Source organism: Komarekiella delphini-convector SJRDD-AB1, from assembly GCF_014831675.1.
In the GTDB taxonomy this organism is placed as follows: Bacteria; Cyanobacteriota; Cyanobacteriia; order Cyanobacteriales; family Nostocaceae; genus Komarekiella.
In genome coordinates this window covers 67,750-89,491 of record NZ_VJXY01000024.1, presented here as the reverse complement: position 1 = coordinate 89,491, position 21,742 = coordinate 67,750, and the positions used below count along the sequence as shown (strand labels likewise).

Annotated in this window: 18 protein-coding genes; 17 read left to right on the top strand and 1 reads right to left on the bottom strand. The window is 47.2% G+C overall.

The window, feature by feature from the left end; all coding sequences use genetic code 11:
- The first annotated feature begins 241 nt into the window (after nt 1-241).
- From FNW02_RS21055 to FNW02_RS21000, 12 genes are all read left to right on the top strand, one after another.
- The gene (locus tag FNW02_RS21055) at nt 242-1,516 is read left to right on the top strand and encodes a lipopolysaccharide biosynthesis protein (RefSeq protein WP_191759452.1); all 1,275 of its coding nucleotides are present in this window, start codon (nt 242-244) and stop codon (nt 1,514-1,516) included.
- Between the two features lie 456 nt (nt 1,517-1,972).
- Entirely contained in the window at nt 1,973-3,838 is a 1,866-nt protein-coding gene (locus tag FNW02_RS21050; RefSeq protein WP_191759451.1) for a phage tail sheath C-terminal domain-containing protein, read from the top strand.
- Nucleotides 3,839-4,018: 180 nt separating this feature from the next.
- A complete protein-coding gene (locus FNW02_RS21045) occupies nt 4,019-4,543 on the top strand; it encodes a phage tail protein (RefSeq protein WP_162398893.1) in 525 nt (174 codons plus the stop codon).
- Nucleotides 4,544-5,028: 485 nt separating this feature from the next.
- Nucleotides 5,029-5,766, top strand: a complete 738-nt coding sequence (locus FNW02_RS21040; RefSeq protein ID WP_191759450.1) for a T4 family baseplate hub assembly chaperone — start codon at nt 5,029-5,031, stop codon at nt 5,764-5,766.
- Complete coding sequence (locus FNW02_RS21035) at nt 5,763-6,818, top strand: hypothetical protein (RefSeq protein ID WP_191759482.1); 1,056 nt, start codon at nt 5,763-5,765, stop codon at nt 6,816-6,818. Before FNW02_RS21040 ends, FNW02_RS21035 begins: the two co-directional genes overlap by 4 nt.
- Complete coding sequence (locus FNW02_RS21030; protein WP_191759449.1) at nt 6,815-8,416, top strand: Pvc16 family protein; 1,602 nt, start codon at nt 6,815-6,817, stop codon at nt 8,414-8,416. Before FNW02_RS21035 ends, FNW02_RS21030 begins: the two co-directional genes overlap by 4 nt.
- A 60-nt stretch (nt 8,417-8,476) precedes the next feature.
- Nucleotides 8,477-10,405, top strand: a complete 1,929-nt coding sequence (locus FNW02_RS21025) for an ATP-binding protein (RefSeq protein WP_225225799.1) — start codon at nt 8,477-8,479, stop codon at nt 10,403-10,405.
- Nucleotides 10,396-10,659: a hypothetical protein gene (locus tag FNW02_RS21020; RefSeq protein WP_191759448.1), complete on the top strand. Its 264-nt coding sequence runs from the start codon at nt 10,396-10,398 to the stop codon at nt 10,657-10,659. Before FNW02_RS21025 ends, FNW02_RS21020 begins: the two co-directional genes overlap by 10 nt.
- Nucleotides 10,656-14,744 carry an eCIS core domain-containing protein gene (locus FNW02_RS21015; protein WP_191759447.1) on the top strand — a complete coding sequence of 1,363 codons (4,089 nt, stop codon included), beginning with the start codon at nt 10,656-10,658 and terminating at the stop codon, nt 14,742-14,744. The genes FNW02_RS21020 and FNW02_RS21015 overlap by 4 nt, the downstream gene beginning before the upstream one ends.
- Before the next feature lie 81 nt (nt 14,745-14,825).
- Nucleotides 14,826-15,575, top strand: a complete 750-nt coding sequence (locus tag FNW02_RS21010) for a formylglycine-generating enzyme family protein (protein WP_191759446.1) — start codon at nt 14,826-14,828, stop codon at nt 15,573-15,575.
- A gap of 317 nt (nt 15,576-15,892) precedes the next feature.
- Entirely contained in the window at nt 15,893-16,933 is a 1,041-nt protein-coding gene (locus FNW02_RS21005) for an eCIS core domain-containing protein (RefSeq protein ID WP_191759445.1), read from the top strand.
- A 45-nt stretch (nt 16,934-16,978) separates the two neighbouring features.
- Nucleotides 16,979-17,158, top strand: a complete 180-nt coding sequence (locus tag FNW02_RS21000) for a hypothetical protein (protein WP_191759444.1) — start codon at nt 16,979-16,981, stop codon at nt 17,156-17,158.
- Nucleotides 17,159-17,182: 24 nt separating this feature from the next.
- On the opposite strand, the gene FNW02_RS20995 is transcribed toward FNW02_RS21000, so the two are convergent.
- On the bottom strand, nt 17,183-17,653 hold the full coding sequence (locus FNW02_RS20995; RefSeq protein WP_191759443.1) for a hypothetical protein: 471 nt from the start codon (nt 17,651-17,653) through the stop codon (nt 17,183-17,185).
- A gap of 542 nt (nt 17,654-18,195) precedes the next feature.
- Between FNW02_RS20995 and FNW02_RS20990 the strand changes: the two genes are divergently transcribed.
- From FNW02_RS20990 to FNW02_RS20970, 5 genes are read left to right on the top strand one after another with little or no spacing between them, the layout of a single operon-like run.
- Nucleotides 18,196-18,858 carry a CIS tube protein gene (locus tag FNW02_RS20990; protein ID WP_191759442.1) on the top strand — a complete coding sequence of 221 codons (663 nt, stop codon included), beginning with the start codon at nt 18,196-18,198 and terminating at the stop codon, nt 18,856-18,858.
- A 12-nt stretch (nt 18,859-18,870) separates the two neighbouring features.
- Nucleotides 18,871-19,173, top strand: a complete 303-nt coding sequence (locus tag FNW02_RS20985; protein WP_191759441.1) for a hypothetical protein — start codon at nt 18,871-18,873, stop codon at nt 19,171-19,173.
- Between the two features lie 10 nt (nt 19,174-19,183).
- Nucleotides 19,184-20,326: a hypothetical protein gene (locus FNW02_RS20980; RefSeq protein WP_191759440.1), complete on the top strand. Its 1,143-nt coding sequence runs from the start codon at nt 19,184-19,186 to the stop codon at nt 20,324-20,326.
- 4 nt (nt 20,327-20,330) lie between these two features.
- A complete protein-coding gene (locus FNW02_RS20975) occupies nt 20,331-21,134 on the top strand; it encodes a phage baseplate assembly protein V (protein WP_191759439.1) in 804 nt (267 codons plus the stop codon).
- Complete coding sequence (locus FNW02_RS20970) at nt 21,134-21,457, top strand: hypothetical protein (protein ID WP_191759438.1); 324 nt, start codon at nt 21,134-21,136, stop codon at nt 21,455-21,457. Before FNW02_RS20975 ends, FNW02_RS20970 begins: the two co-directional genes overlap by 1 nt.
- Nucleotides 21,458-21,742 lie beyond the last annotated feature (285 nt).

Genomic DNA, 21,742 nt, shown 5'->3' with positions numbered 1-21,742 from the left:
TACCAACACAAACGAATTTAACGTTAGCTAAAAGTACTGTTTTTAATTGTATCAACTCCTTAGGACGATATTTAATGTATAAATTTCCGAGATTTTTGTAGTATGTCGTGATGATATAAATATTAATTGCTACTCACCAATTACTTGTTACTGAACTTTTAACTACATCTTAAGTTTGAGGAAAAAGAGAATTAATCAAAGTTTATAAAAACTGGTTCTTAGCTGAAGAACTTTTTAACAAATGCAGTATGAGAAAGTATTAACACTGCGCCACAATTTATCGTGGGCATTTATTGGCAATGCGGTCTATGCAGCTTGCCAATGGGGGATGCTTGTGGTGTTAGCTAAATTTGGTAATCCAAAAATGGTAGGGCAATTTGCCTTGGGTTTAGCGGTAGCAGCACCCATAATCATGTTGACAAATCTCCAACTACGATCTGTTCAAGCTACAGATAATAGAAAACAGTACAGTTTTAGTGATTACTTAGGGTTGAGGTTAATATCAATAGCGCTGGCACTTGTAATTATTACAGTTGTTAGTTTGTTAGGAGGATATGAATCGGAAACATCTTTAGTTATCTTCCTAGTTGGTCTAGCCAAAGCGTTGGAATCTATTAGTGACGTATTTTATGGGTTACAGCAAAACAAAGGCACGAATTGCATTGCTGTATCGCTGATAATTAAAGGTTTTCTATCGCTGTTACTACTGAGCATTGGTGTATATCAATCTGGCAATATTCTATGGGGAGTAACGGGGTTAGTATTTGCTGGGGCTGTGGTGCTGGTTGGTTACGATATTCATAATGGTGTTTTGATACTTAAGCATTTGTCAAAACTACAACCGCGTTGGCATCAGCCAATCCTACTAAAGTTGGTATGGCTATGTTTGCCTTTGGGATTTGTGATGATGCTAGTTTCACTCAATCACAACATTCCCCGCTACTTTATTGAGCAATATTTGGGTGTGGAGCAACTTGGGATTTTTGCAGCCATAGCTTACCTGATGGTAATAGGAGGGATGTTAGTGAATCTTCTAGGAGAGTCAGCTAGTCCCCAGTTAGCTAAATATTATGCCGCAGGAGATGCGATCGCTTTCCGCACTCTCTTGCTAAAGCTGGTAGGAATGGCTGCTTTATTGGGTGTCACAGGCGTTTTGGTGGCTCTCGTTGATGGACGGCAGATTTTAACTGTTCTGTATCAACCTGAATATGGCGAACAAGCAAATTTGTTTGTCTGGTTGATGGTTGCAGCGGGCATTGGCTATGTATCGTCCTCGTTAGGCTATGGAATGGCAGCAGCTAAATACTTTTGCATCCAAATACTTTTATTTGCTGTGGTGACAATTATCTTACCCATCGCTTGTATCTGGTTGCTGCCTCAGATGAAATTGCTAGGAGCTGCGATCGCTCTAATTATTGCAGCTACAGTACAAGTTGTGATGAGTTTAGGTGTGATTCTTCATAGCTTACACAAGCTCGCTACCAAAAACCTGAATCCATCCACAAAACTCACTTGAAAGTTAGAGAAAAGATATTACGCTATTTTTCGCAGTTTGAGTAGAAATGATCGCAAATATTGCGATTAATAGCATTTCTTTAAGAATCTCCTAAATATTCACTAAAAAACCTCTATTTCGTAAATAATATTGGCAATTATTTGAGTTGTTAAATTTATTCTTCCAAATGCTCCTTTGGGCAAGTATACAGGAATAACTTGCTGAGTTTCCGGTTACTTGGTGGAGGAAATAAGTTCTCAAAGAATTTGTTAGCGGTTCAATTTCGTACTGAGGCGAGAGATCCGCAAGTTTTTGCTGCTGCAATAGACTCTTGCATAAGTCGGTAAAAGGTGAAAGGAATTGTATTTCTCCTTTCTCACAAGCGTGCAAAAGGCAATGAATGCAAGAGGTTTAATACTTAAACACCTGGAATTTATGAATTGTCATACTTGCCTGTTCAAATAAAAGGAGCGTTTCATGCCTGTCACACCTACCTATCCTGGCGTTTATATTGAGGAAATTCCAAGTGGTGTTCGTACCATTACAGGGGTTTCAACTTCTATTACTGCTTTTATTGGATTTGCTCTGAAAGGATCAACCAATGATCCCATCCGAATTCAAAGTTTTGGTGATTATGAGCGCCAGTTTGGTAAGTTGACACTTAATAGCACTATGGGCTATGCCGTTCAGCAGTTCTTCTTAAATGGAGGAACTGACGCCCTAATTGTGCGCCTATCTGCAAAAACCAGAGCAACCACTGAACTCAAAGCTGCTGATAAAAGCTTGATTTTGGAGGCAATAGAACCTGGGAGAGAGGGCGATCGCCTGACCGCAACCGTCAACTACACTGAGGTTACTGATGACACCAGCTTTAACCTGATTATCAAAAAAGGTGAAAAGACGGTTGAAGAATTAAAGAATGTTAAATTCGATCAAATTGCTGGAAAACTATCGAAATCGGTGCGGATACTCAGTAGTACAATTACTCAGCGCCCCGATGCAATTGAAAACCAAGCCTTTACAGGTGGTACAGATGGAGGAGTCGAGGCTCAGGTTAGCTTACCCACGAGTAATGAAGCTGAGGCTCCAGCACTCGTCTTAAATGCTTCTAGCGAAGGAGCTTGGGGGAACGATCTGAAAGTTATTGTTGACCATGATACGGCTGATCAATCCAGTACACCCGAAGAGAAAAAAACGTTTAACGTAACGATTACATATATTGATGGTGAGCAAAGAACGAGTGAGAAACTCCGCAACCTCTCAATAGACAAAACTTCACCTCGCTACGTCGTCGAAGTTTTCAAAACTCAATCCTTCTTTGCGCGTGTTGATGAAGATAATATTCCCGCGGTTCGTCCTCAACCTAGCAACAATGAAGAAGGAAGTTCCTTTAATGGCGGACAAGATAGCAATGAACCGCCCACTAATGACAACCTCTACACTGGTAGCAAGTCTGAAAAGACAGGTATTTATGCGTTAGAAAAAGCAGACTTGTTCAACCTCCTCTGCATTCCACCTGTTAATCGTGAAATCGACATTTCGCCTGGAACTTGGGCTACAGCACTTCAGTATTGCTTTGAGCGCCGTGCCATGCTAATTGTCGATCCTCCTTTGGAGTGGATAAACAAAGATGCAGTCCTTAGAAATCTGAACAACCCTCAAGACTCTCTGCTAGCAGCCTTGGGCAAAAATAAGAACTATGCAGCCCTCTTTTTTCCCAGAGTGAAACTGGCAGATCCGTTAAAGGAAAATCGCCTAGAAACATTTGTACCTTGCGGGGTGATTGCCGGAACCTTTGCACGTACCGACGCTCAACGCGGTGTTTGGAAAGCACCTGCTGGCATCGACACAAGTTTGTCAGGCGTGCGAGGACTCACTGTAAGTCTGACTGATGGTGAAAACGGTCAACTGAATCCTTTGGGAATCAATTGTCTGCGATTCTTCCCAGTCTATGGCAATGTGGTTTGGGGTTCACGGACGCTAGAAGGAGATGATCGCCTTGCATCGGAGTGGAAATACATCCCCGTGCGTCGGCTGGCGTTATTTCTCGAAGAAAGCCTTTACCGGGGCACTCAATGGGTGGTATTTGAACCCAACGATGAGCCGCTGTGGTCACAAATTCGCCTGAACCTTGGGGCATTTATGAACAACCTTTTCCGCCAAGGCGCATTTCAAGGAAAAACGCCAAGAGAAGCTTATTTCGTTAAATGCGACAAAGAAACAACTACACAAAACGACATTGATCGCGGCATCGTCAACATCATCGTCGGGTTTGCGCCGCTGAAGCCTGCGGAGTTTGTAATCATCAAGTTTCAGCAAATTGCTGGTCAACTCGTCACTTAAATCAGTAAACAGTAAACAGTAAACAGTAAACAGTTGGGGGATTTAAACCTGCCAGATAGCGCCTGCGGCTAATCGGCTTTGGGCTATTAGTTTTCAGTTGGAAGTACTCACCCCCTTATTATGTTTACCGTTTCTTGTTTACTGTTTACCGTTTACTGTTAACTGTTAAAGGAGGATGTGATGGCTCAGTTTAGTGTCAATGCTCAACGATTTGACCCATATAAAAACTTCAAATTTCGGGTGAAGTGGGAAGGTAAGTATGTGGCGGGTGTGAGTAAAGTAGGAGCGCTCAAGCGATCAACCGAAGTGGTAACGCACCGGGAAGGTGGTGATCCTAGTAGCCCGCGTCACTCACCCGGACAGAGCAAATACGAACCGATCATGTTAGAACGGGGCGTAACCCACGATAGGGACTTTGAACAGTGGGCAAACAAAATCTGGAACTACGGTTCTGGGTTGGGAGCAGAGGTATCACTCAAAGACTTTCGCAAAGATATCATTATCGAGTTGTATAACGAAGCGGGACAGTTAGCGATCGCCTACAAAGTTTTTCGCTGCTGGGTATCAGAATTCACCGCTCTCCCGGAACTTGACGCCAACGCCAATGCTGTTGCTATCCAGAGTATCCAACTACAAAACGAAGGCTGGGAGCGAGATTATGAAGTGACAGAACCTACCGAACCGAGTTTCTTAGAACCGTCGTAGAAAGGCAGGGGGAGTAGGGGGGCAGAGGGGCAGGGGGGCAGAGGAGTAGGGGGGCAGGGGAGCAGAGGAGTAGGGGGAGCACGGGAGGTAGGGAAGATATGTTTTGCTAATGCAACAATGAATCTTTGATATTCGCGGGCGAATCTTTGATATTCGCGGGCGAACCTTTGATATTCGTGAACGAATCTTTAATATTCGTAAACAAATCTTTGATATTCGCAAACGAATCTTTGATATTCGTGAACGAATCTTTGATATTCGCAAACGAATCTTTGATATTCGCAAACGAATCTTTGATATTCGCAAACGAGCCTTTGATATTCGTGAACGAGCCTTAGATATTCGTGAACGAGCCTTAGATATTCGTGAACGAGCCTTAGATATTCGTGAACGAATCTTTGATATTCGCGAGCAAGTCTTTAACACTCGCCTCCCCTGCCCCTCTGCTCCCCTGCCCCCCTGCCCCCACTCCCCCACTCACCACCATGCGTCTCCTTTCTGCCGATCAGATTCTCCAAATTTGGGAAATTGGGCAAGCTCAGCATCCTTTGGATCGGGCGCTGACATTGTTATCTTTTGCGTTGCCTGAGCGATCGCTAGATGATTTAGCACAGTTCAGCATTGGGCAACGAGACGCGCTGCTGTTAACGTTGCGAGAGATGACGTTTGGCTCGGTAATGGATGGATTTGCAGTCTGTCCGCAATGCGGTGAGCAGTTAGAATTTACGCTGAAGGTGAAGGATCTGCGAATTGTCGAGCCAATGCTGACAATTAAGCCAGAGTATGCATTTTCCATAGAGGACTATACACTACAGTTTCGCCTGCCCAATAGTCGAGATTTAGCAGCAGTAGTACGCAGTCCCGATTTAGTAACAGCTCATCGGCTGTTGGCACAGCGCTGTATCCAGCAGGTTAGTTTGGGTGGGGAGATAGTCAAGAGTGATACGCTGCCTGATGCTGTATTAAATCAGTTGGGACAATATATGGCAGATTGCGACCCCCAAGCGGAATTACTGCTGGATCTTACTTGTCCTGCTTGTAATCACCGTTGGCAGGTGTTGTTTGATATCGTCTCGTTTTTCTGGATAGAACTAGGCGTTCAAGCAAAGCGGTTACTGCGAGAAGTCCATACTTTGGCACGCAGCTACGGCTGGCGTGAATCCGATATTTTATCCATGAGTCCGATGCGGCGACAATTCTATCTTGATCTTGTAAGCAGATGACAGACTTCCTAACACGACTAGCAGCACGCACGTTGGAGCTAATGCCGATGGTACAGCCCCAAATTGCGCCTATATATGCGGTGGGGGATGGGGATTGGGGACTGGGGACTGGGGACTGGGGACTGGGGACTGGGGACTGGGGACTGGGGACTGGGGACTGGGAACTGGGGACTGGGGACTGGGAACTGAGGAAGAGTTACGAAACACAAGATTCAGAGCAGTCTGCTGCTTTAGGGAGGACAGAACAAAGACAGAATCCGGCGTTGGCGATCGCCCGGCTCCCTCGCCTAACGCCGGAATCGCATTCGTTGGAATCTCAGGACATATCTCCAGCTATTGTGCGGGAAGAACCATCTGCCCCAGGGTTGGCAGAGGAGGTAAGGCGATCATTGCATCCCCCATCTGCACCAATAGCACCGTCTACCCCAGAACAAAACGCTATTTCTCCATCATCCGTCTATCCGGCAGTGCCACAAGTTCCAGTGCGATCGCCTGAACCACAGTCTTTGGGACAATCTATCATCCCTGATGCATCAGCAAAGGCTTCACAGCCTCAAGTCCCGGTGTTGTCACCGCCACCTTCGTTGGTACAAGTTATCCCTGATGCATCAGCAAAGGCTTCACAGCCTCAAGTCCCGGTGCTGTCACCGCCACCATCATCGGAATATCTGGTGACACCTGAAATGAATCGGTTGGTGCAGTTGAGACAGGCGCGGGTAACTCATGAAGAGGCAAACAAAGCGATCGCCCAGCCTATCGAATCACCAGCTGCTCAGTTGAATTTCCCTTTGCAAGATACTACTGCTCTAGTTCAGCCAGTGCAATCCGCAGGCTTGAAGCAGCTACAAGAGGCTGTGGTATCTCAATCAACAACGGCGTGGAGTGACAGACGTGTTGATGCAGCACCATCTGTACCCACTATTCACATCAGTATCGGGCGGATTGAAGTCCGAGCAGTGCCACCGCCTACACCAGCTCGTCCTCGCTCTGCTCCTGTTGCACCCCGCCTATCACTGGAAGACTATCTGAAATCCAGAGGAGGTAACGGATGAGTAACGCCCTCGCTATTGGTGCGGTAACTGCCGTAATTAAGAACTTGCTGGAAAACGGGCTAGTAAGACAGGGTATTGCTGCCAGTCTCGGAGACGCGCCCACTGTGACAGTAGTGTTGCCCAATCTGGACGGCACAAACGGCACGACGCCAGCTAAAGATCGGCTGAATCTGTTTCTGTATCAGACGACGTTCAATTCTGGCTGGCGCAACCTGGGTTTGCCCACTCGTAACAGCAGTGGGGAACGGGTGGCGAACCCTCCTCTGGCTCTTGATTTGCACTACTTGTTAACTGCTTATAGCCAAGAGGCGTTTCATGCCGAGATTATGCTTGGTTATGCAATGCAGTTATTCCACGAAACACCTGTACTGACACGGGATGTCATCCGCACCGCGTTGCAAAGTCTGGCCTCTAGCGAGAAACCAGCACTCAAGTCCTTATCTGTGGTGGATTTAGCAGAGCAGGTGGAGCAAATTAAGATATCACCGCAGCCAATGAGTACGGAGGAGATGTCAAAGCTGTGGTCAGCAATTCAAACACAGTATCGTCCGACAGCGGCTTATCATGTGTCGGTGGTGCTGATTGAGTCGCAGCGATCGCTTAAATCTGCCCTCCCCGTCCGAGAGCGACGCTTACACGTACTGCTCCTGCGCCAGCTGGTAATCACAGAAGTGCAACCGCAAATTGTCGCACCAGGCAATCTGCTGACGTTGCGGGGACAAAATCTGATGGCTGAACGTGTACAGGTTCAGTTTGGCAGCGTTACAGTGGAGCCGATGAAGGTAGGCGATCGCGAAATTCAGGTAAATGTCCCTACTGGCTTACAAGCAGGCATCAGTACAGTACAAGTCTTGCATCTACTAGATTTGGGCGCACCATCGGGGCTGCATCGTGGCTTTGAGTCCAACGTTTTGCCTTTCGTTGTACGTCCTCGAATTCTGCGGGTAGAGGCTCCAGGAGCCATTATTGCAGGCAGAGTAGATATTCGAGTGACAGTGGAGCCGGTGATTGGCAAGGGGCAACGGGTAACGCTATTGCTGAACGAACAAAACAGTGATACTACCATCGCTTATACCGCCACTGTTGACAAATCTAATGAAGATACCAACGTCATTACAATTCCAGTGGCGGGGGTAAAAGCGGGACGTTATCTGGTAAGAATTCAGATTGATGGCGCAGAAAGCTTACCAGAAGTAGATGAAAACAACCTGTATTCTGGGGAACCGACGGTAGCGATCGCCTGCGCTCAAAATTGCCTGCGCGTTACTCAAGACGACATCCAGCTGACAACCACACTGGATGGAAATCTCCTCATCGTCGAGGGAATTGTGACTGTCAAAGACCAAACAGGCGTTTTATTACCAGATGTGAAAGTTGCGATCGCCTGGACGCTACCTGATGGCTCCACCCGCCCCGACACTGGCAACACTGCCGCCGATGGTACTGCCACTTTCCGCATTATTGGCATCCCAGGTACATATACCCTAACTGTCACAAACCTCACGAAACCCGGTTTCTGTTTTGACCCCCCCGAAGACACCACCCAGATTCCCCCCCGGCGAACCCTGCCGTCTAATAGCGTCACACAGCCACCATAATTCGTATTAATGAATTCCGAACTTAATGAATTCTGAATTACGAATTACGAATTACGAATTATGAATTATTCAGTCATTATGACCAGCACCGTCCCCTTCACCTGGCAAGAACCCAACGAACAATATCTGGCGATCGCGATCGCCAGAGTGCGGACGGCGTTGCAGCAATACATCGCCAGTGCCCAAGGACAACCTGCACCAGAAGCACCTCCACCTATACAGCAACATCCGTTAACCCCGCCCGCAGCTCTCCAAACTCTCTGCACTGCTTTTGGTCTGACTTCCTTTGAGCGTGATTTGCTAGTGTTGTCTGCTGGAGTAGAACTGAGCGGTTCCCTCGCCCAACTGTGTGCAACCGCCCAAGGCAGCTTGCAACTAGCGTATCTTACCTTCAGCCTAGCGCTAGCAGCCCTGCCCGATGCCCACTGGAGTGCCTTGGCTCCCACTAGTCCCCTCCGCCACTGGCGCTTGATTGAAGTCGGCAATGGCGAAAGCCTTACCCAAAGCCGCCTCCGCATTGACGAGCGGGTGCTACATTATCTCAACGGCATATCATACCTGGACGATCGCTTGCGCGGACTGGTGGAACCAACAAAGAATACTGCTCCTCTCCCACCCTCCCACCAACAACTAGTCGAACGCCTTGTAAATAGACTGACAAAAAATCCCAGCATTTCTCAGCTCATTCAACTTTGTGGTGGTGAGCCGGAAGCTAAAGAAGCGATCGCCATTACCGCCTCTGCTAACTTGGGACTCAACCTGCATACTCTGCGAGCCACCGACCTTCCCACCACTGCCGCCGAACGAGATGCTTTAGCACGGCTTTGGGAGCGGGAGGCAGTTTTGAGCCGCAGCGCCTTACTAATAGATTGCGAAGTCGGAGAAAATCGAGATAAATTGCTGCCATTCCTCGAAACCGTTCAAAGCTTGGTAATGGTTGCCACCCGCGACCCTCTACATCTGCGTCGCTCCTCCCTGCGTCTAGATATCAACAGACCCACCTCTGCCGAACAGCGCCAACTCTGGCAAAATGCTCTGGGAGAAATAGCAGACCAAGACCTTGACCCCCTGATTGCTCAGTTTCACCTTAGCGCTGCTTCCATTCAGGCGATTTGTTCAGAAGACTCATTATCTGCTAAAGACCTCTGGGATGCCTGCCGTATCCATGCACGCACTCGTTTAGATGACATGGCTCAGCGCATTCAACCTGTTGCTACCTGGGATGATTTGATTCTGCCAGAACCTCAGTGTCGAACTCTCCGGGAAATTGTCGCCCAAGTGCAACAGCGGATAACGGTTTATGAAACCTGGGGTGTTGCGGCGGCCAGTGCGAACGGTTTGGGAGTAAGCGCTTTGTTTGCAGGAGCCAGCGGCACAGGCAAAACCTTAGCAGCAGAAGTGCTAGCACAAGAGTTACGGCTGGATCTGTACCGGATTGACCTCAGCCAAGTGGTGAGTAAATACATTGGGGAAACCGAAAAGAACCTGCGACGGGTATTTGATGCAGCAGAAGCAGGCGGCGCAATCTTGTTGTTTGATGAGGCGGATGCATTATTTGGTAAACGCAGCGAAGTAAAAGATAGTCACGATCGCTACGCCAATATTGAAGTCAGCTATCTGCTGCAACGGATGGAAGCTTATCGCGGACTGGCGATTTTGACAACAAATTTGAAAGGTGCGATCGATTCTGCATTCCTGCGGCGGATTCGCTTTGTGGTGCAGTTTCCATTTCCCGATGTAGCCCAGCGCTTAGATATTTGGCGGCGGATGTTCCCACCCAAACTACCAACCAAAGGGCTAGATCTAAATCGGTTAGCGCAACTGAACATCCCTGGCGGCAATATTCGGACTATCGCCCTCAACGCTGCCTTCCTCGCTGCCGATGCTAAAGAACCTGTGCAGATGAAACACCTGCTACGGGCAGCCCAAAGCGAATATCTGAAGCTAGAGAAAACCCTGACGGATGCGGAGGTAAGCGGATGGATTTGACACTTGGTAATATCGAGTTGCACATAGAAGAACTTATCCTGCATGGCTTTCCGGCAAGCGATCGCCACCGCATTGGAGCCGCCATACAACAGGAACTCACTCGATTGTTCACACAGGGCATCCCCCCATCTTTGATGCAGGGAGGAGCGATCGCTCAAATTAATGGCGGTATATTTGAGATAACACCTGGCACGCAACCAGAAATTATCGGTATGCAGATTGCTCAGTCTATTTACGGAGGGTTAAGTCAATGAGTACAAAAACATCAGCGGTAAATACAGCAGCTAAACCCTCCCTCAACAGCGATAAATCTGGACTGCTGCAACGCAAGTGTGCCTGTGGCAATTCTCCAGGGTTAACAGGCGAGTGTGCTGAATGCCAAAAAGAAAAACTCACGCTACAGCGACGGGCTACCACTCAGGATGATGTTTCTGAAGTGCCGCCAATTGTGCATGAAGTGTTGCGATCGCCCGGTCAACCCCTCGACCCCGAAACCTCTACTTTCATGGAATCTAGCTTCGGACACGACTTCAGTCAGGTGCGAGTGCATACAGATGGGAAGGCTGGTAATGCTGCACATCAGTTACATGCCCAAGCTTTTACCCAAGGTCAGGATATCTTTTTTGGTAATGGCTACTATCAACCTCATACCAAGACGGGGCAGACGTTACTGGCACATGAGTTAACGCATACAATACAGCAAATTCCTCAGAATTCAATCACGACGTTCAATTCAGATCTGTCTGGTTATGGTGTGAGCCAGCCTGGAGATCCATTGGAACATGAAGCAGAGGCGATCGCTAACCGGGTCGCTATGGGGAGTCCAGTTTCGGCAAACGCGATTTCAACCGGAGTATCTGAGGGCATAATTGCCCGCCAACTGATTGAGTTGCCCACTCCAAATCCTTGGACAGATGTAGCAGAGCCTACCGACGAAGTTGAAGCAGTCACCCAAGGAGTGGTTAAAAATCTTCAAGCCGATCCAGAAGACAGTTCTGGGCGAGTGAGACGACGGTTGAATGGGCTTGATTCATCTACTCGCGAAGTAGTGCTGGCACGAGTTCAAACCAGATTACCCGCATCTCTATGGGAAGAGTTCAATGCCATTTTGGCAGAACCTATTCCTGCGGGCGAAGAAAACGTTCCACCACCTCCACAGGTGGAAACAGAGGAACCTTATAAAGGAGCTGTCTCAGATAGTATGCTCCAGGAAGGTGGAGAGGCAGTCAGCAAAGAGGCAAGTGAACTGGTGTCGGCTGAAGCCGAAGCAACTGAAACTCAAACGGCTGCCGCTGAAACGCCACAAGCGGAGGTAGTGGATGCGGGATTGCTCGCTGAACCAACTGGAGCGACGACGGGTGAAGCACAAGCGTTATCCATTTCGGTTGCCCTTGCTACACCCCAAGAAAGGGCATCTGCGGTTTCATCTCCCACTGAAGCCGCTCCACCGCTTCTAGAAACGCCGTTGGTAGAACAGGGCAGTTTGAGTATGGCTACAGCCATCGTCGAAGCTGATTCTCCTGCCCTGAGTCAGGCGCGTGACTTCGCCAAATTCCGGGCAAGCCAGTTGATGGAGCGTTTAGCAATTAAACGGGAGCAGTTACGCGAACAAGGGACGATCGCCCTGAGCCAAGTTGCACAGCGGATTGAGGTAGAAAAGACACGGGTACTAACGGAAACTACCCAGGCTCGTACAACGATTAGCGATCGCTACACCGCTGCCAGAGAGCAAGCCACAGCCTTGTTTGCAGCCACCAGAACAGAAGTTACTTCCCTGATAGCCCAATATCGCGAACAAGTAAGCGCAATCGAGGCTACTGAGCAGGAACGCTTGCAAAATGCCTCAACCACGACGATAGAGCGACTACGAGAAGCCAGCAATCGTCATGACCAAGAGGCAACTGCTATTGGTGAACAGGAAGCGTCTAGAGCACTGAATGGCTCTGAGAATTTGGCCACTAAAGCCACTGCACTGGGCAGATCGCGGGCAACTGCCGCTACCGGAGATCAAACGCTGCGAGAAATAAAGGGTGAAGCAGTGACTACAGTGGCGTCAGAGACAGCAGCACACATTCGCTCAGTGGGCAGCGAAACGGCTGATGCAGCCCGCTCAACCGCTGCCGAAGCCCTAGGGTCATTTAGAGGGCAAGCAGAAGAACTTTTCACCCAGGTAGAACAAACGACCACTCAAGCGCAGGCGCAGCTTCCCAACATTTCTCAGGCAATGCTCAACCGTCTGGACGCCATGCTGAATGCAATTACACCTGAGTTGGAGAACGCCTACCAATCCATTCTCACCACGCTGAATGATGCCGAGCGGTTAGCAATTGAAACGGTTAATCAGTCACAAATAAGTGTCTTCGCTCAATTAGATCAAGCGAGGACTGACAGTACCGCAACAATCGAGTCGCAATTGACGCTGAATGATGCTCAACTGGTGCGGTATGCCGAATCTGTTCGGGGTTTAATTGAAACAGAAACAGCACCCAATATAGGGGCTGTCGAGGCATTGGCAACAGAAGCAGAATTGGCACTAGGCGATCGCGTCACGGCATTAGCAGCAGCCTTACAGGAAGGTTTGCAACAGCTGGATGCAGCGATAACTACCACAGGAAATGTGTTCAGCCAAGGATTTTCCGAGGCATATACATCTATTGATGGACAAATTCAGCAACTTCTTAGCTCCCTCGAAGCCAATCTAACTACAACGCGCAGCAGTGTCAGCGAACAGCTAGCTCAAGAATTTACTGTCTACCAACAGACCATCACTGAAGCAGTCAATTCTACACTGGGAACTTTAGACGAACTAGCAACTGGCATAGAGCAGTCCGTCGAGCAAGCACTGCAAGATTTACAGAATCAGATTACTACTTCAGTGGATGAAGCTTTAGACCACAACCAGTTGGAATACAACGTTTTGGGCCGCCCCAGTAAGCTAACTGAAGCCGAACGCCGCGCTCAAGAGGAATACAATAAGAGCTTCTGGGAGAAAGTCTGGGATGCCTTCATCAATGCGCTGCTGATCGGACTGCTAGTATTCGTATTGCCACTCGTAATTATTGGTTTGATATTTGGGGCAAAGGTGGCTGCGATTATCGGGCTAATCGTATTGGCAGGTGCTATTGTCTGGACTGTCTATCAACGTCTGCACCAACTCTGGGTCGAAGGCGCGCCTTGGTATCAGTGGGTTATTTATATTGGAGCATCTGTACTATTCCCAATTTTACCGATCGCAGATGCTTTGGGCATCGTAAGTCTCATTGAAGGTGCAGTCGGATACGACCTTGTAACGTGGCGACAACTGTCTGAAGATGAAGCAGCACAACGCTTGGGGGCTGGACTTGCAGGGGTTGTCTTACTCCTAGTTAGTCTTGGCATTGCGAAGGCGGTTGGAGCACGAGGCGGTGGGCGAGGAGTTACACCAAGAGGTAGTGAACCGCCTGTACCAGCTGAGCGTCCCCCCATTCCCGAACCAGGCCGTGGGGTTGAACCTATTAACGAACCTCCTCGTGGCTGCTTTGTGGCAGGGACAAAGGTACTCACCCTTGAAGGTGAGAAAAATATTGAGGCTCTTAGTGTCGGAGATAAAGTTTGGTCGTTAGAGCCATCATCGGCGACAAAAATTAGTCACCGAATTGAGCGCACGTTTATCCGACACGTCCCTGTTGTTTTGCATATTCAGATTGGCGAAATCACCATCACGTGTAGCCCCGAACATCCCTTTTGGATACCGTCTAGCGGTTGGCAGAAAGCCAGTATGCTGGAACCTGGAACTCCCCTGCTCACAATAACTGGTCAGGTTATTTTCGTTGATTCCATTAAAAATCAGCAAGGCGTATTTACTGTCTTCAACATTGAAGTAGATGGACTACACACCTACCATGTTTCGTCCCTTGGTATTCTTGTTCATAATAAAGCCATGCGGGCTGGACTTGTGATCGAGGGAACGAATACCTCACTTTCGGCTAAAGATCCAGGTACTAATGCTCTATTAGGATTAGCTGAATTAGATGCGGCCGGCTACGTTGAATTAGGGATTTACACAGCGGAAGCCAAGACCTCCTTTAGAGGAGGAGAGGTGTTCACTACCTTACTCAACGAATTTGCAGCCCGTGGAGTGACAGTTAGGGGAGTTCGTGGGCTATGGTATGGCGGTGATAATCTAGCTACCTTCAACAGCCTGATCCGGGCAGGGATGTCGCCAGAGAATGCAGCCTTACAAACCTTTACCGGAAAAATGGCTGGCAGACGAGGATTTACAAGGGTCAGAATTGATTATGCTCGTTCTCCTCGAAAGCCTGATGGAACATTTGAGAAAGCTGAGCTTTGGTTTGAGTAATGGCCGATATTGCATTGGAGTAGCAAAGTTTTATTTAATATTTAAGTTATGTTTGATACTTTCCTAAAATCAGGTCAGGCGATGACGATCCCTGTTACGGCGGCTTCCTTAAAGATTGCCATGATTTGGTGTCCTCCAGGAGAGTTTATAATGGGAAATCCAGAGGACGATCAACTAGCGGATATCACTGAAAAACCTCAATTTCGTGTCAAACTCAGTCAAGGATTCTGGATTGGGCGAACACCTGTTACTCAGGCGCAATGGCAGGGCGTGATCGGACAAATGCCACGCCTATTTGAAGACAATGCAGAGAGCAATGAACTTCCAGCCGAAGGAATAACATGGGAGGAGGCAAAGACTTTTTGCCAGAATTTGTCGCGGATACTAAGTGAAGAAGTCTTTCTACAAGACAATCAGCGAATTGATCTTCCAACTGAAGCCCAATGGGAATATGCCTGCCGAGCTGGAACTGGCTCTAGGTGGTACTTTGGAGACCAAGAAGCCACCCTATGCGAACACGCCTGGTATACGATAAACAGCAACGACAAAAAGCATCTTGTGGGACGCAAGGCTCCAAACCCTTGGGGCATTCATGACCTCTATGGAAATGTAGCAGAGTGGTGTTTAGATGATTTCAAGTTGTACAAGCCAACAACAGTTTGCTTAGTAGACCCGATTTCAATGAGTGAGGACTCGTACATGAAGATCGCCCGCGGAGGTGCCTTCAGCTACCCTGCTAGGGAATGCAGTTCTGCTAGCCGAGAGGCGATTCCGAAGCACAACCCATTTAATGAATCAACGGGACTGCGAATTGTCTTTGTTGATAGATAGTATGGTCGTACGTTTTTTTAATAAAGATCATTCGGTTTCGCTGCTTTACGAAAGCTAATCATAAGTGAAGGTGCGATCGCTAATAAAAAAAGGAATAATCATTAAAAATAAAAGGTACTCGCACTTAACTACAAACAAGGATGAATATTGAGCAAGTAAACGACTCTCAGATTAGGATGAAGGTATTAGTTAAACCAAGATTCACAGGGTGTTTTAACTCTGTCAACCTCACCTCCTTAACTTAAAGTGGAATTCTCGATATGCCTTTTGTTAAGTGACCACGCTGAGCATAACTGAAGACAATGGGGATTTAAAAAATGCGATCGCACACGACAACTAAACCACTACCAAAATCCTCCTTTACCCCAGCGCGATCGCCCTTACTCCAGCGAAAGTGTAGTTGTGGAAATTCGGCAGGATTAACGGGAAAGTGTAGCGCCTGCGATGAGAAATCACTAACCCTCCAAAGACGCTCTAAAAATCAAACAGAACCCCCTGCTGAAGTTCCGCCAATTGTGCATGAAGTCTTGAGTTCGTCCGGTCAACCTCTTGATCATCAAACGCTCAACTTCATGGGATCTCACTTTGGACATGACTTTAGCCGGGTAAGCGTGCATACCGATTCTAAAGCAGCAGAATCAGCACAGGCGATCAATGCTTTAGCTTACACAGTGGGACAAAATGTTGTGTTTGGAACAGGGCAATTTGCACCAAACACAACAACGGGTAAGAGGATACTGGCGCACGAACTAGCACATGTAGTTCAACAGAGCCATCAAGGATTAACTCCATCACTACAACGCCAATCATCTGCTGGAACACAGAGTGATGCACTTGAAGTAGAAGCAGACCAGATTGCTCAAAATGTAGTTACCAAAAGTCCGAAAAAAAAAGCTAGCTCACCTCAGAAGAAAAAAACCAAAAAAGCTGTCAGTTCTCTGTTGACCTTTGATCAGGTAGAGAAATATATTCTCAGCAATAACAATTCCAGCCTTAATAAGGAATTCCTGCTCTGTTTGATTTGGAAGGAAAGTGGATTTGATCCAAAAACCAAAAATTCTTCGAGCAGTGCAACTGGACTGATGCAAATGACCAAAGGAGCAGTCACAGAGGTCAATAAGAATACACCCAAGGGTGTGCATTTTAACCATAGTGAGATGACTGATCCTGAAAAAAATATTGCCTGTGGGACTTATTATCTAACTATCCGAATTAAGTGGGCAAAGGGAAATATCAAGAAAGGTGTAGAGGGCTTTGGTACTGGAGCCGGATATGCTGACAAAATCTTGGATTGTGAAACTTGCTTGCAAAAGCAGCCGCCTGAACCCAATGATTGCTTGTTTACTATTCATAAATAGCGTAAAATCATTGTTTTTTTGAACAATCTTTGAGGAAATATGCTAATGCTATCAATTTTGCAAACACTGATTTTTTTATTTGGGGCTGCATTCATCTTGGGTTTCCTTACCTATGGGCTAATTGATAACACCAATCCGCCCAAAAAAGATGATAAAAGTCCCGCGCCAATTCCTCCAGTAGTAGATTCTCCTACTGCTGAAAAAGCTGCACCAGTTTCTTCATAGCTTCAGGGTTTTTGGTGTCTAAACTTACGGATTCTTCTTTTGAGAGAGCAGTTCTGGATCGGGTTCTGGCAATAGTTGAGTGAGTTTTAAGTCCCAACCAAAGGCTTGTTTGAGCGTGCGATCAACCCAGATCGTCACAAGCTGAAAGGGTAGTAGTAAGACAGCAACAAATTTTTTCAAAATAGTCATCGGTGTGGGATTATCTGCTTCTAACCAGATGCGAAATCCGCGTCCTGTATGGAATCCCAGCAGCCAGACAAATAGAAAACCACCCACAATAGACAGCAGCAATAGCAGCAGCAACCGAGCAAGTTGAGTAAAAATCTGCCAAGTTTTCCAAACAGCTTCTTTGTATATCTTGCTAGTGTCGCGGCTAGTGACAGTTTGCCATAGTTCATTAGTCTGGCAAGAGAGCGTTGTCCACCAGCGTTGCCAAGCATCTTGCAGAGGTTGAAGAGTTGGAGGCTGAGAAGTCTGGGTTTGAAGAGAAGTCATATAGGTGATTATTTCGAAGGTAAGCTATTCAAAATTAGAGATTTTCTAGTTAATAAAACGTGAGTTAAAGCACTGTTGCAAACTATTGGGTAAGGGTTAAATCAGTTAACTGTTAACAGTTAACAGTTAACAGTTGACTGTTAAAGGTCAATGGGAAAAAAATCATGCCTTTAACGTTTGCCCCTTGCAATAAGTCTGATGAGTGAAGGGTATAACTTTTGTAAAACAATTATTGGGCGATCGCTAAAATCATTATGATTTTTAACAATTCTTTGGCTAAAAGTGAATAATCGTTACGTATTTATAGGAAGAGTTACAAATCTGGTAAAAACTGGCGGAAAACAGTATCCTTTTCACATAAAACTCTATCTTATCCAGCATAACAACTATAGTAATACTAATTAAATTTTGCAAAAAATAAATCAAAAATCTCGACTGAGCACAATCAGGCTTGTCCTTTTTTAAACCCTCGAAAGTTCATCATTGTTCAGCACCGTTTCAGTGAATATCCATTCATAATTTAGAAATCTAAATTAGCCTTTATGATTGCCTTTACTCTTTCTCCACGCCTGGTTAAAGGAGCCATCGTGGCAATTGATCCAACTACCAATCGAGTGGATCGAACGATTGTTTTTCAGTACAACCCAGAAACGCTTTCTCGGACTTTGCAGGTTCAAGCAATTGAAGAAAGTGGTGCTCGCTCAGAAGTATTTCGGCTCAAGGGAGCGCCAACTGAAACTATTCGATTAGAAATTGAAATTGATGCTACTGACCGTCTGGCCACTGGAGAAAACACGGCAGTCAATTTAGGCATTTATCCCCAATTGGCGGCATTAGAAACGTTAATTTATCCTGACGTTGAGCGGGTGTCTAAAAACATGGAAAATGCCGCTAAAGGAGTGTTAGAAATCATTCCGACGGAAGCTCCGATGACATTACTAGTGTGGGGAAAAAAACGAGTGCTACCCGTCCGATTGACCGATTTTAGTATCAACGAAGAAGCATACGATGTAAATCTCAATCCGATTCGCGCTAAAGTTTCCCTCAGCTTACGTGTCCTCAACTATGACGATCTTCCTTGGGGACAACGCGGTTCTAAGTTATTTCTGACACATCATCGCGAAAAACAAAACTTAGCTAAGCAAGGGCAAATATCGCTTGCTGAAGCTACTACAGTCTTTCAAGTTAACATCCCAAATCTGTAATTCACCGTCCCCATGTTCGACCCCAACAGCCGCTATTACCGCTTGGAAACTGCTGAGTACACCACCGCCGATGATCGCAAAATTGCCTATAAGCGGCGGCGCTTTTTGCCACAGGGCGAAATGCTGCCTCTACAGGTAGAAGTCACGGTAACACGGGACGATCGCCTGGATTTAATCACGGCGCAAACACTGGGAGAAGGAGAGCAGTTCTGGCAGGTTTGCGACGCCAACAACGCCATGCAGCCAGAAGACTTACTAGCAGAGCCGGTGCAAGTGTTGCGGATTCCAGTTCCTCAGCCACTTTCTCAGATGTGAGGACGCGACAATGCCCGGAATTACCCTAACGCTACGAATTGGGAAAAAAACACCTCAACTAGCTCCGATGCTGTTGACAGAGGCGTTACAGAGTGTGGAAGTCAGCCATAAAGACAGCGATCGCTCAGGGTTCCAGATAGTTTTTCAAGTCGGGCGATCGGGGTCACGCGATTTGCAGGATGATCGGTTACTGCAAAGTCCGCTACTCGAACCATTTAACCGAGTCATCCTAGTAATTACACTGAATGCCAAAGCACAGGTATTAATGGATGGCATCATTACACACCAAGAATTTTCGCCCAGTATGGAGCCAGGACGCTCTACACTCACGGTGACAGGGGAAGATGTGAGCGTGATGATGGCTAAGTCAAAGCTGAAGATTCAACATCCGCAACAAAGTGAATCGGCGATCGCTCGCAAAATTATCAGCAATTACTCAGAGTACAAACTCATCCCCGATATTCAGAAACCCCCAGTCGAAGCCGCACCCTCTCGAAATGAGCGCATACCCGCCCAATCTGGCAGTGATTTGGAATATTTGGGGTTACTGGCAGATCGTTTTGGGTACGTGTTTTACGTAACACCAGGGCCAGGAGTAGGACAGAATACCGCCTACTGGGGGCCGCCTCCACGTGGTACAAATCCCCAAAAAGCAATCACAGTCAACATGGGAGCCTTTAGTAATGCCGACTCAATTAACTTTCAGTTTGATGCTCAATCAGCAACGCAGATGCAAGGCAGTATTCAAGAACGGCAGAGAAACCAGATCCGGCGGTTGCAAGTGATGAAAAGCGATCGCTCCCCACTAGCGCGACAATCTGCCCTCCAGCTTCAACAAATCCAAGGTGTCCCACACATCAAGACATTTGAAGAAACTGGACACGACCTAGCCAGAGCACAAGCACGTACCCAAGCAATAGTCAACCAATCAACTGACAACGTTCTTACCGTCAGCGGTGAACTTGACACTCTGCGCTACGGCGAACTCTTAAAGTTGCGAGAACTAGTGAATCTGCGCGGCGTCGGCAACACCTACGACGGTACTTACTACGTCAAAAGCGTCACCCATCGCCTTCGCCAAGGGGAATACAAACAAAGCTTCAGCATCACCCGTGAAGGGCGAGGCAGCACGATTTCGGCTGTGAGGAGATAAATCTATGCCGCAATTTTTTGGTAAGTACCGAGGAAAAGTTGCCGCCAACAAAGACCCGCTTCATCTGGGCCGGGTTCAGGTTCAGGTGGCCGCAGTATATGGAGAAGGTCGAGTTAGTTGGGCAATGCCCAGCACACCTTACGCTGGAAAAGATATTGGCTTTTTTGCCATTCCCCCAATTAACACAAACGTCTGGGTGGAATTTGAGAAAGGCGATCCTGATTATCCCATCTGGAGCGGCTGTTTCTGGAATGAAGGGGAACTACCGCAAAATGCCAGGGTTGAAGATCCCGTTAAGGTGCAGGTATTTAGGGCTGAGGGCATTACACTAACCTGGAGCAATTTGGGAGAAAACAAAGGCGTCACCCTGGAGGTAGAAAGTCCTGTGGTAGAACGCAAACTCAAGTTAGTCTTTAACGCCGACGGGATTGAACTGAATAACAAAGATGAAACCACCATAAAACTTAAGGCTGATGTGATTGAGTTAAAAAACCGCAATAACTCCACCATCACCATTCGGGCGGATAACATCCAACTCCAAGAAAGTGGAATTGAAGTCAAACTGACCGCTAACAGCATCGACCTTACCTGCGCTCCCGCCACAATCAAACTCAGCACTTCCTCTGGAATTGAGTTAAGCAACTTACCAGCCACCGCCAAATTCAGTTCTTCTGGCATGGAAATGAGTGCTACTCCCGCCAGTTTGAAAATTTCACCAGCAGCAATTGAACTCAGCAACACTGCTGCCAATATCAAAATTTCTCCTGTTGCAGTCAATGTCAACAATGGCGCTCTGGAGGTAATTTAATGCCGGGTTTTGTATTGAATGTAAGCAGTACCGTTATTTGCGCTCATGGGGGACAGGCGAAACCCACCGTCCCTAATCCTCGCGTCCGGGTGATGGGGATGCCTGTGGTGACGCAAGGGCCGCCTTATGTGATTGCAGGCTGTGCCAATCCGCCGCCTCCTGTTAATGTGGGCCCCTGCGTGGTCGGAAACTGGGTGACAGCGGCAGTACGAGTGAAAGTCATGGGATTGCCAGTATTGCTTCAAGATAGTCAGGCAATTTGCGTGCCAACGGGAACTCCGTTGACTGTCATACTTGCTCAACCGCGTGTTAGAGGGATGTAATTTGTAATTCGTGAGGGTGCGATGCGAAAAAGTGCGATCGAAGTGAGCAAGGAAGTAGGGTCTACGAATATAAAAGGTTCGTTCGCGAATATAAAAGGTTTGTTCGCGAATATCAAAGGTTCGTCGGCGAATATCAAAGGCTTGTCCGCGAATATCAAAGGTTCGTTCGCGAATATAAAAGGTTCGTCCGCGAATATCAAAGGCTTGTCCGCGAATATCAAAGGTTCGTCGGCGAATATCAAAGGCTTGTCCGCGAATATCAAAGGTTCGTTCGCGAATATCAAA